Annotated in this window: 9 protein-coding genes; all 9 read left to right on the top strand. The window is 49.0% G+C overall.

The window, feature by feature from the left end:
- Nucleotides 1-25: 25 nt before the first annotated feature.
- A complete protein-coding gene (gene mdtD, locus M988_RS05765) occupies nucleotides 26-1,450 on the top strand; it encodes a multidrug transporter subunit MdtD (RefSeq protein WP_061059746.1) in 1,425 nt (474 codons plus the stop codon).
- Nucleotides 1,447-2,829, top strand: coding sequence for an envelope stress sensor histidine kinase BaeS (baeS, locus tag M988_RS05760; protein ID WP_008814183.1), 1,383 nt, complete (start codon nucleotides 1,447-1,449; stop codon nucleotides 2,827-2,829). Before mdtD ends, baeS begins: the two co-directional genes overlap by 4 nt.
- A gap of 26 nt (nucleotides 2,830-2,855) precedes the next feature.
- Nucleotides 2,856-3,560 (top strand): envelope stress response regulator BaeR, encoded by a 705-nt coding sequence (baeR, locus tag M988_RS05755; protein ID WP_211271670.1) that lies wholly within the window; start codon nucleotides 2,856-2,858, stop codon nucleotides 3,558-3,560.
- Between the two features lie 173 nt (nucleotides 3,561-3,733).
- A complete protein-coding gene (locus tag M988_RS05750) occupies nucleotides 3,734-4,075 on the top strand; it encodes a YegP family protein (protein WP_064573243.1) in 342 nt (113 codons plus the stop codon).
- Between the two features lie 342 nt (nucleotides 4,076-4,417).
- Nucleotides 4,418-5,791 carry a prephenate-dependent tRNA uridine(34) hydroxylase TrhP gene (gene trhP, locus M988_RS05745; RefSeq protein WP_064573239.1) on the top strand — a complete coding sequence of 458 codons (1,374 nt, stop codon included), beginning with the start codon at nucleotides 4,418-4,420 and terminating at the stop codon, nucleotides 5,789-5,791.
- A 649-nt stretch (nucleotides 5,792-6,440) separates the two neighbouring features.
- A complete protein-coding gene (gene yegS / locus M988_RS05740; RefSeq protein WP_064573237.1) occupies nucleotides 6,441-7,340 on the top strand; it encodes a lipid kinase YegS in 900 nt (299 codons plus the stop codon).
- Nucleotides 7,341-7,560: 220 nt separating this feature from the next.
- Nucleotides 7,561-8,775, top strand: coding sequence for a D-mannonate dehydratase ManD (gene manD / locus M988_RS05735; RefSeq protein ID WP_039188102.1), 1,215 nt, complete (start codon nucleotides 7,561-7,563; stop codon nucleotides 8,773-8,775).
- 16 nt (nucleotides 8,776-8,791) lie between these two features.
- The gene (locus M988_RS05730) at nucleotides 8,792-9,811 is read left to right on the top strand and encodes a Zn-dependent oxidoreductase (RefSeq protein ID WP_039188101.1); all 1,020 of its coding nucleotides are present in this window, start codon (nucleotides 8,792-8,794) and stop codon (nucleotides 9,809-9,811) included.
- A 96-nt stretch (nucleotides 9,812-9,907) separates the two neighbouring features.
- Nucleotides 9,908-11,191, top strand: coding sequence for an MFS transporter (locus M988_RS05725; RefSeq protein WP_064573234.1), 1,284 nt, complete (start codon nucleotides 9,908-9,910; stop codon nucleotides 11,189-11,191).
- Nucleotides 11,192-11,373 lie beyond the last annotated feature (182 nt).

Raw genomic sequence — 11,373 nt, 5'->3', positions numbered from 1 at the left:
TGTTTAAACAATCGGAGTTTTATCCATGCCTGAACAATCCGCTTCAGTTCGCTGGCAGCTATGGATTGTCGCCTTTGGCTTCTTCATGCAAACGTTGGATACCACCATCGTTAACACCGCGCTGCCCGCAATGGCAGCCAGCCTCGGTGAAAGTCCGCTGCGCATGCAGTCGGTGGTGGTCGCCTATGTGTTGACCGTGGCGGTAATGCTACCGGCTAGCGGCTGGCTTGCCGATCGGGTGGGAGTAAAACGCGTTTTTTTCAGCGCCATCGTCCTGTTTACGCTCGGATCGCTGTTTTGTGCGCAGGCCGAAACCCTCAACCAATTGCTGATGGCCCGCGTATTACAAGGCGTCGGCGGAGCCATGATGGTTCCAGTGGGGCGTTTGACCGTCATGAAAATTGTGCCGCGCAGCCAATATATGGCAGCGATGACCTTTGTCACCCTCCCCGGCCAAATCGGTCCACTGGTCGGCCCGGCATTAGGTGGTTTTCTGGTGCAATACGCCAGTTGGCACTGGATCTTTCTGATTAACTTACCGGTAGGAATTGTGGGTGCGATCGCCACCCTATGGCTAATGCCTAACTACAGCATGCAAACTCGTCGCTTTGACATTCGAGGTTTTGTCATGCTGGCGATTGGTATGGCGACGCTCACGTTGGCACTCGACGGCCACAAAGGGCTCGGACTAGATACCAGCATGATTTATGGCTTGGTACTTTCTGGCGGAATCGCATTAGCCAGTTATTATTGGCATGCCAAACGCAGCGACGCCCCGCTGTTTAGCCTAGATCTGATGAAAACACCGACCTTTTCACTTGGGCTCAGCGGCAGCTTTCTAGGGCGTATCGGCAGCGGAATGTTGCCCTTCATGACCCCGATATTTCTGCAAATCGGCATGGGGTTCTCGCCGTTCCACGCCGGGCTAATGATGATCCCAATGATTATCGGCAGTATGGGCATGAAGCGTATCGTGGTGCGAGTAGTGAATCAGTTTGGTTATCGGCGCGTATTGGTCTGCGCCACGCTGGCGTTAGCGGCGGTCAGTCTAGCTCTGCCGTTGAGCGCGATGTATATCAGCCTATGGATAATTCCCGTGGTGTTATTTTTCCAAGGCATGATCAATGCCATGCGCTTTTCATCCATGAATACGCTGACCCTCAAAGATTTACCTGATGAACTCGCCAGCAGCGGCAACAGTCTGTTATCGATGATCATGCAACTCTCAATGAGCCTTGGTGTAAGCATTGCCGGTCTGCTGTTGGGCTTGTTCTCTCATCATCAAATCACCGCTGACAGCGCGGCGATCCATCAGGCATTTTTGCTCACTTATGGCTGTATCGCATTGATTATCGCCCTTCCCGCGCTGGTGTTTTTACGTGTACCGGACGATACCTTAGAAAACAACACCCTTGAACGTACCGCGCGTCGCCGCAAGGAGAACTCATGAAGCTTGGCATTACCGGCAAACTGTTTCTTGCCATCTTCTCCACCTGCATTCTGGTGCTGATCACCATGCACTGGGGCGTTCGGGTCAGTTTCGAGCGCGGCTTTATTGACTACATTAAACACGGCAATGAGCAACGTGTTCGCCTGCTCGCCGCCGAACTGGAAGAACGCTACGCGCAGGCCGGAAACTGGCGTTTTCTGCGTCATAATGACCGCGTGATTTTCCAGATTATGCATAACATCGAACAAAGTAACGAAGGTAACGATACGCTCCCCCCACACGGCTGGCGCACACCGTTTTGGGTAATTGATAGCCGCAACCGTAAAATGGTGGGACCGCCAGGCGACATTCCGAGTGAAGGCACACGCCAACCCGTGATGTATCAGGGCCAGACCGTGGGTTGGGTCGTCACTACGCCACCCGAACGTTTAACGCGTAATACCGATATTAATTTTGATCTTCAGCAAAGACGTACCAGTTGGATCATTGTGGCGCTAGCGACATTGCTAGCCGCAGCGGTGACATGGGCGCTGTCCCGCAGCATGCTGGCACCGGTAAAACGGTTGGTCAACGCCATGCATAAATTGGCAGCAGGAAATTTCTCGACGCGCGTTGAGGTGGAGTCACGCGACGAATTAGGCAAACTGGCACAGGATTTTAACCAGCTCGCGATTACGCTTGAAAAAAACGAGCATATGCGCCGAGCATTAATGGCAGATGTTTCACACGAACTGCGCACACCGCTGGCGGTGCTGCGTGGAGAATTGGAAGCGATGCAGGATGGTGTGCGCCAGATGACGCAGGATTCGCTCGCGTCGTTGCAAGCCGAAGTAGAAACGTTAACTAAATTGGTCAATGATCTGCACCAGCTCTCTATGTCCGACGCAGGTGCCTTGGCCTATCGCAAACAGCACATTGATGTGATTCATCTGGTTCAGTTGGCTGCCAGTGCATTTCACGATCGTTTTAGCTTAAAAAATATCACGCTCTCGCTCGATTTACCGGAGAAAGCCTGCGTATTTGGTGATCCCGACCGTTTATTGCAACTCTTCAATAATCTCTTCGAAAATAGCCTGCGTTACACTGACGGTAACGGACAATTGCAAGTTAAAGGGCAAATCAGCGACACCGCCCTTCAGCTCTACTGGCAAGATAGCGCCCCCGGTGTGACCGACGAGCAACTTGAAAAGATATTCGAACGTTTTTACCGCGCGGAAGGCTCACGCAACCGCGCCAGCGGCGGCTCAGGCCTCGGCTTATCAATTTGCCAAAATATTGTTGAAGCACATAGCGGCGTAATGGTCGCAGAGCATTCTCCACTGGGAGGCTTAACCATCAGCCTGCAATTGCCGCTTGATACGGAAAACTATAAAAGGTAGTGGATATGAACAGTATCACTGGAAGTATGGCCATCGACCCATCAGGGCAACATGTATTGATCGTCGAAGACGAACCCAAGCTAGGTCAGCTCCTCATCGATTATCTCACCGCTGGCGGCTACCAGCCTCATCTCTTGGCTGATGGCAACGCGGTGCTGCCGTATGTACATCAAACGCCGCCGGATTTGATTCTGCTTGATTTGATGCTGCCGGGTACCGATGGGCTCACATTATGCCGTGAAATCCGCCGTTTCTCCGACGTCCCTATCGTCATGGTAACCGCAAAAATAGAAGAAATAGACCGCCTATTGGGATTAGAGATTGGCGCAGATGATTACATCTGTAAGCCATATAGCCCGAGAGAAGTCGTCGCTCGCGTGAAAACTATTTTGCGGCGCTGTGTGCGCAGAACCGAAGCCAATGCAGAACCGATGTTAATCATCGATGAAAATCGCTATCAGGCCAGCTTCCAAGATCAACTCCTAGACTTAACGCCCGCCGAATTCAGGCTATTAAAAACGCTGGCAACTCAACCTGGTACGGTACTCTCTCGTGAACAGTTGCTAAACCACCTGTATGACGATTATCGGGTGGTGACCGATCGCACCGTAGACAGTCATATAAAAAATCTGCGCCGCAAACTCGAACAGCTTGAAAACGGCGAGCCGTTTATTCGTTCGGTTTATGGCATCGGTTATCGTTGGGAAGGCTCTGCGTGTAAAGTGCTGTAAACGTTAACTCTGGCTCCCGCGTCATCGCGGGAGCACGACGTTTATCTCCCTCGTCCTCTCCTGCAAATATTCAGCCATTGTCTATACTTACCTTGATTTATTTAGCATGAAAAGTATCCATCCTCATTAGCGCAGTTAATTGAATACGGCGATGTAGATTTAAGGAGATACCCATGGCAATCGGCTATTACGAAATTAAAAAAGCGAAGAACGGGCAGTTCCACTTTAATCTGAAAGCAAGCAACGGTGAGATTATTCTCTCCAGCGAGATGTATGCCAGTAAAGCATCCGCCGATAATGGCATCGCCTCAGTGCAGGCTAATTCACCCGACGAAGCACAGTTTGAGATAAAAAATAGCAGCAGCGATCAACCCTATTTTGTTCTCAAAGCGAAAAACCATCAGGTGATCGGCACCAGTGAAATGTATAGCTCTGAGAGCGCCGCCAAGAAAGGGATTCAGTCGGTGATAAAAAACGGTGCGACAACAGATATTAGGGATTTGACGCACGGGTAAAGCATGGCGGCTAACGCGAATTAATCTTTTGTCATCTGTATAAAGTTTCTGCACGCTTATCACTACCGGTTCCTTCTGGCATAAGTGAGCGCACTCAGATCAGGGGTGGGCGCAGGGACGCGCCGAATATGCGCGATTGCTGTTCGTTCCGCCAATACCGGAATAATAAACCAATATATGCGCACAGAAGTCTCCACATGCCACCGTCTTCTAAAGCGCATTGGCCTTCGATTACCCACAGCATTTGTGCGGAACCGCTGAACCCTCTATAATGCCCGCCTTCACTGTACCTGCGGGTACAGACTGACTTGTGATCAGACCTTTAAAGAGAAATACAAACCTATGTTTACTCCGGAATTACTCTCTCCGGCCGGTACGCTGAAAAACATGCGTTATGCGTTCGCCTATGGCGCAGATGCAGTTTATGCCGGTCAGCCTCGTTACAGCCTGCGTGTCCGTAACAACGAATTCAACCATGAGAATCTGGCTCAGGGCATCAATGAAGCTCACGCTCTGGGAAAAAAATTCTATGTGGTGGTGAATATTGCACCGCATAATGCCAAATTGAAAACCTTCCTGCGTGACCTGAAGCCCGTCATTGAGATGGGGCCTGACGCGCTGATTATGTCAGATCCTGGCTTGATTTCGATGGTGCGCGAAGCTTTCCCCGAGATGGCGATTCACCTTTCCGTACAGGCCAACGCGGTTAACTGGGCGACGGTGAAATTCTGGAAACAAATGGGACTAACCCGCGTGATCTTGTCGCGTGAACTTTCTCTGGAAGAAATTGAAGAGATCCGCCAGCAGGTTCCTGATATGGAACTGGAAATCTTCGTGCACGGCGCATTGTGCATGGCCTACTCTGGCCGCTGCCTGCTGTCTGGCTATATCAATAAGCGCGATCCCAATCAGGGAACCTGTACTAACGCCTGTCGCTGGGAATACAAAGTACAGGAAGGCAAAGAAGACGCCGTTGGCAATATCGTACACATCCACGAACCTATCCCAGTGACCGAAGTACCGGCAGTTGAACCCACTCTGGGTATCGGTGCGCCAACGGACAAAGTGTTCATGCTGGAAGAAGCAATGCGCCCAGGCGAATACATGAGTGCGTTTGAGGACGAACACGGCACTTACATCATGAACTCCAAAGATCTGCGCGCTATCCAACACGTTGAGCGCTTGACTAAGATGGGTGTTCATTCGCTGAAAATCGAAGGCCGCACTAAATCTTTCTATTACGTTGCACGTACCGCTCAGGTCTATCGCCGTGCAATTGATGATGCTGTTGCGGGTAAACCTTTCGATCCAACGTTGCTGACCACGCTAGAAGCACTGGCGCATCGTGGCTATACCGAAGGCTTCTTACGTCGTCATGTACATGAAGATCAGCAAAATTATGACTACGGTTACTCCGTCTCTGATAGCCAGCAGTTTGTTGGCGAGCTTACCGGCGTCCGCCGTAATGGTTATGCAGAAGTCGTGGTGAAGAATAAGTTCTCACTCGGAGACAGTGTTGAAATGATGACGCCAAAAGGCAATATTCACTTCACATTGGAAGCCATGCAAAACAAGAAAGGCGAGCCGACCGATGTAGCACCAGGAAATGGGCATATTGTTTACATCCCTGTACCTGAGGATTTAGATTTGGAGTTCGCGCTGCTCATGCGTAATTTGCAAGGAACGGACACTCGTAATCCGCATTCTGCTTCTTAATATCTACCTAGGCGTAGCTGATTCTTAAAAAGCTGCGCTTCTTTATCTATTTTTTGTCATTAATATTTCGAATATAAGATTAAGATCACACTTAATCTTATCTCATATCGATATTATTGAGTGGCAAAAAGATATAACGAAAAAGCAATACTAGGAACCACCTCCTTGCCAGCCCAATCTCCCTTGGGCTGGTTTTCTTTTTTTATACAAATACTCACATCCCTAAACTTCCCTTTATAAAAACCGTACTCACCAACTTAAGAAACCCAAGAAAATCATTAAAAATCAATAACAAAATAAAATAAATTCATTTCATATTTAGTTAATTTCGTTAAGTGATTTATTATTATGATTAACCATAAGAAAAAAACAGCTTAATAGGAATATATATCACCAACATGATGACTCATAATTTCCCAGATGATTACCCCTCCGATTAATTAATTAAAAACACGCATAATCTATTTAGCCAATTCGTTTATTCCTACAAACTGAAACCTTTCAGCTTAAGTAAATCCCCTATATTTTCCAATGAGAGCGGTTTCATTATTATTTATTAATATGAATAATTTTATCGGTAAACCATAAGAACCATCTATGTTATAACAATGTAAGCACTAACGTTTTTACCCGTTTCAGGAGATCACTCATGCATCAACAACACTCTGCGCTCATCATCTTGAATGGTAAAGGTGCTGGAAATGAGGAAGTACGCGAAGCAATTGATGGGCTGCGTACTGCAGGTCATACGCTACATGTTCGCGTCACTTGGGAGCACGGTGATGCGAAGCGCTATGTGGCTGAAGCCGTTGAGCTTGGCGTTGAAACCGTTGTCGCAGGCGGTGGAGATGGCACCATTAACGAGGTCTCGGACGCACTAAGTCAGCATAGTGAATCATCGCGTCCTGTATTAGCCGTATTGCCACTCGGTACCGCCAATGATTTTGCGACTGCCTGCTTAATTCCAGAAAATCCGCAGTCTGCACTTCAGCTTGCTTTACAGGGACGAGCCGTCACCATCGACTTCGCCCGCGTCAATGGAAAGCGCGTCTTCATCAATATGGCGACGGGGGGATTTGGCACTAAAATCACGACTGAAACCCCTGAAAAATTGAAATCAGTGCTCGGTGGAGCCTCCTACTTCCTACACGGCATCTTACGCATGGATACGCTAAAAGCGGATTTCTGTCAGATATCCGGCCCTAATTTCAATTGGGAAGGAAAAGCACTGATTGTCGCCATCGGCAATGGTCGTCAGGCCGGAGGTGGACAACCGCTGTGTCCAGAAGCACGCATCAACGACGGGAAACTCGAGCTACGCGTTCTCACTTCTGACGAGTTGTTACCAGCACTTCTTGAAAGCTTACTCAAGGGCGAAAGCAATAAAAATGTCATCGAAGCCTCACTGCCTTGGCTGGAGATTAGCGCACCTCACGACATGACACTCAACCTAGACGGCGAACCCCTAAGCGCCAAACAGTTCCGCATCGAAATTGAACCTGATGCGATAAACCTTCGTCTTCCTCCAAACTGCCCGTTAATCGGATAAGTTAATACGATTTATTGACTCCACTGCTCTCCCCTTCTAGGGGAGAGCGTTCTCTTTGCATTACCGCTGTCCCTCCGCAAGCCTCCTTTCTCATCAAAAAACGTGATCTACGCGCGCACTTTTTGAACTAAATACTTGTATGGTAGTTATATCAGATCTATGTTTCCGACATCGAAACGCTCGCAAAGCAAGTCCAGAAAACAGTGGTGAGGGAGTTCAAATGAAGATCGTTAAGGCCGAAGTATTCGTAACTTGTCCAGGACGTAATTTTGTCACGGTAAAAATCACTACCGATCAGGGACTCACTGGCATCGGCGATGCAACGCTCAACGGCCGCGAATTGCCAGTGGCTTCTTATTTGCAAGATCATGTTTGCCCACAGTTGATCGGCCGTGATGCTCACCGGATCGAAGATATCTGGCAGTTTTTCTACAAAGGTGCGTACTGGCGCCGTGGACCAGTTACGATGTCCGCGATTTCTGCCGTCGATATGGCGCTGTGGGATATCAAAGCCAAAGCCGCCAATATGCCGTTGTATCAGTTACTTGGCGGGGCATCTCGCGAAGGCGTCATGGTTTACTGCCACACGACCGGCCACTCGATTGATGACGTGCTTGAAGATTATGCCAAGCACAAAGAGATGGGATTTAAGGCTATCCGCGTTCAGTGTGGCGTTCCAGGAATGAAAACTACCTACGGCATGTCAAAAGGAAAAGGGTTAGCCTACGAACCGGCAACCAAAGGAAACTGGCCGGAAGAGCAACTATGGTCAACTGAAAAATATCTCGATTTCACACCGAAACTATTTGAAGCCGTGCGCTCTCGATTTGGCTTTGATGAGCATCTGCTGCACGACATGCACCATCGTTTAACGCCTATTGAAGCGGCACGCTTTGGTAAAAGCATCGAGGATTACCGCCTATTCTGGATGGAGGATCCTACCCCCGCAGAAAACCAAGAGAGCTTCCGTCTCATTCGTCAGCATACCGTAACCCCGATTGCCGTTGGTGAGGTCTTCAACAGCATTTGGGACTGCAAACAGCTGATCGAAGAGCAGCTAATCGATTATATCCGTACCACGATCACCCACGCCGGTGGCATTACCGGTATGCGCCGTATCGCAGATTTCGCCTCACTGTACCAAGTTCGTACCGGCTCACACGGCCCTTCTGATTTGTCGCCAATCTGTATGGCTGCGGCACTGCACTTTGATCTCTGGGTACCTAACTTCGGTGTTCAGGAATACATGGGATATTCCGAGCAAATGCTGGAAGTCTTCCCACATAGCTGGACATTCGACAACGGTTATATGCATCCAGGAGAGAAACCCGGTTTAGGCATCGAGTTTGACGAGAAATTGGCCGCCAAGTATCCGTACGAACCGGCATATTTACCGGTCGCTCGCCTAGAAGACGGCACTCTATGGAACTGGTAAATAAGAGGATTTATTGATGAAAAGCGTTGTAATACAGCAACCAGAACAATTAGCGATCGAAGAGCGTCCTATCCCCCAGCCACAGGCAGGGGAAGTACGTATCCGCGTTTGTAGCGCGGGGATCTGCGGCTCAGACGTACATATTTTTCGTGGGCATAATCCGTTCGCCAAATATCCTCGCGTTATCGGTCATGAATTTTTTGGCATCATTGATGCCGTTGGCGACGGTGTAGAAAACGCACGCATCGGTGAACGAGTGGTTGCCGATCCGGTAGTTAACTGTGGTCATTGTTATCCCTGCTCTATTGGGCGGCCGAACGTCTGTACCGAGTTGCAGGTGATCGGCGTCCACCGCGACGGTGGCTTTAGCGAATATGCCTGTGTCCCCGCCCGCAATGCGTATTTAGTGCCTACCCGCATTCCCGATGCGGAAGCCACGATGATTGAACCGTTCTCTATTGCAGCAAACATATGTGCGCAGGTTAAACCACAACCTAATGATATTGCACTGGTTTACGGTGCAGGACCAATGGGGCTAACCGTCATACAAGCCTTGCGCGGCGTTTATGGCGTAGCAAAAATTATCGTAGCCGATCGTATTTCAGAGCGTCTGCAAATGGCTCAAGACAACGGAGCCGATCGCCTAATAAACAACACCAATGTCGATGTCGCTGACGTATTAGCACAGGAAAATATCCGCCCAACATTAATTATTGACGCCGCATGTCATCCGTCGATTTTGCCTCAGGCTATTGCGTTGGCCTCACCCGCCGCACGTATCGGCATCATGGGATTCTCATCCGAACCGTGCGTACTCAATCAGCAAAGTATCACCAGTAAGGAAATCGCGATCTTCAGCTCACGCCTAAATAGCGCACGTTTTCCGCAGGTTATTGAGTGGATGACGGAGAAAAAAATTCATCCCGAAAAGCTGATTACCCATAGCTTCCCGCTTGAACAGGTTAGAGATGCATTAGTGCTGTTTGAACAAGATCAGAAAACCTGCTGCAAAGTACTTTTAAGTTTTCATCAGTAAGTCAGAGCGACTAATCCGTTAAATGCGAACCCGCTAAATGCGTGCCTCTTAGGCGGCACGCACCCTACAACATAATAATAACTGCGTGGAGTACTTATGTTTAAGAACTTGCGTTGGACAATCGTTTTTTTATTATTTTTAGTTTACATGATCAACTACTTAGATCGTGTCGCACTTTCCATTACGTTGCCGATGATCGAACAAGATCTCTCGCTCAACGCTGAACAGTTCGGGATTATTTTTGGCAGTTTCTTTTTTGGGTACGCCGTATTCAATTTTATCGGTGGCCTTGCCGTAGACAAATTCGGACCTATGCTGGTGCTCGGCGTCGCGGTTGGGTTGTGGTCAATATTCTGCGGCTTCACTGCCCTCGCCTCGGGTTTCTACTCCATGCTGATCCTTCGTGTACTTTTTGGCATGGCTGAAGGCCCGATTTGTTCATCAGCCAACAAAATGATCAATGGCTGGTTCCCTCGCAAACAGGCTGCAACCGCAATGGGATTACTCAGTGCCGGTTCCCCCTTGGGCGGCGCAGTCGCAGGCCCGATTGTCGGCTATCTGGCACTGGCTTTCGGCTGGCGTCCTGCATTTATGATCATCTGTGCTATCGGCATTGTCTGGATGCTAATCTGGTTCTTCGTGGTATCCGATTCTCCAGAGAAAAGCCGTCACGTCAGCCAAGCTGAACGCGCGTTAATTACACAGCAGAAACACGAAGAAGCCACAACGGACACCAACCAGCAGCCTGGCCATTCGCTCATGTTCTATATGAAGCAGCCAATTATTCTGGTCACTGCTTTTGCTTTCTTTTGCTACAACTACATCTTGTTCTTCTTCCTAAGCTGGTTTCCCTCTTATCTGGTTCAGGCGCACGGCCTGAACATCAAAGAAATGAGCATTACCACCGTTATTCCGTGGATCGTCGGCTTCATTGGATTAGCGTTGGGCGGCATCATTTCTGACAAAATTTACCGTATGACGGGCAAGCTGCTGCTTTCACGCAAAATCGTGCTGGTCGTGTGTTTGCTCGCATCCTCTATCTGTGTCGCGCTGGCTGGAACCGTCACTCAGGTTATACCGGCCGTGATACTGATGTCGGTTTCCATTTTCTTCCTATACGTCACCGGTTCGATTTACTGGGCGATTATTCAAGACGTGGTGCATAAATCACGTATCGGTGGTGCCAGCGGCTTTATTCATCTTATCGGCAGCATATCCGGCATTGTGGGGCCAATCGTGACTGGGTTTATCGTGCAAAACACCGGGAAATTCGATAGCGCATTTATTCTGGCAGGCGGTGTCGCCGCGCTCGGCGCAATTTTGGTGCTGTTTGTTATCCGGCCTTCACGTTCTGAACCGGAATTAGCCGCTCATATTTAACCGCCAAGTTTAAAAGCCTGTGTAGATAAACATCCGCGTTTATCTATACCCTAAATAATTCAAGTTGTATTGAGGCGACAAGTGTGCGAGCCCCGATGAGCTGACTCTAGTCAGCGATTCGGGTAAGTGAACGTAGCCAACAAAAATGCAGCTTGAAGTATGACGGGTATACACAGAATCGA

The sequence above is a fragment of the Hafnia paralvei ATCC 29927 genome, from assembly GCF_001655005.1.
Classification (GTDB): Bacteria; Pseudomonadota; Gammaproteobacteria; order Enterobacterales; family Enterobacteriaceae; genus Hafnia; species Hafnia paralvei.
The sequence above is the reverse complement of the archived record's forward strand: the minus strand, read 5'-3'. Positions and strand labels throughout refer to the sequence as shown.

Coding starts and splice junctions, on each gene's coding strand:
- mdtD (WP_061059746.1), top strand. CDS start 26: ATGCCTGAACAATCCGCTTCAGTTCGCTGGCAGCTATGGATTGTCGCC.
- baeS (WP_008814183.1), top strand. CDS start 1,447: ATGAAGCTTGGCATTACCGGCAAACTGTTTCTTGCCATCTTCTCCACC.
- baeR (WP_211271670.1), top strand. CDS start 2,856: ATGGCCATCGACCCATCAGGGCAACATGTATTGATCGTCGAAGACGAA.
- M988_RS05725 (WP_064573234.1), top strand. CDS start 9,908: ATGTTTAAGAACTTGCGTTGGACAATCGTTTTTTTATTATTTTTAGTT.
- manD (WP_039188102.1), top strand. CDS start 7,561: ATGAAGATCGTTAAGGCCGAAGTATTCGTAACTTGTCCAGGACGTAAT.
- yegS (WP_064573237.1), top strand. CDS start 6,441: ATGCATCAACAACACTCTGCGCTCATCATCTTGAATGGTAAAGGTGCT.
- M988_RS05730 (WP_039188101.1), top strand. CDS start 8,792: ATGAAAAGCGTTGTAATACAGCAACCAGAACAATTAGCGATCGAAGAG.
- trhP (WP_064573239.1), top strand. CDS start 4,418: ATGTTTACTCCGGAATTACTCTCTCCGGCCGGTACGCTGAAAAACATG.
- M988_RS05750 (WP_064573243.1), top strand. CDS start 3,734: ATGGCAATCGGCTATTACGAAATTAAAAAAGCGAAGAACGGGCAGTTC.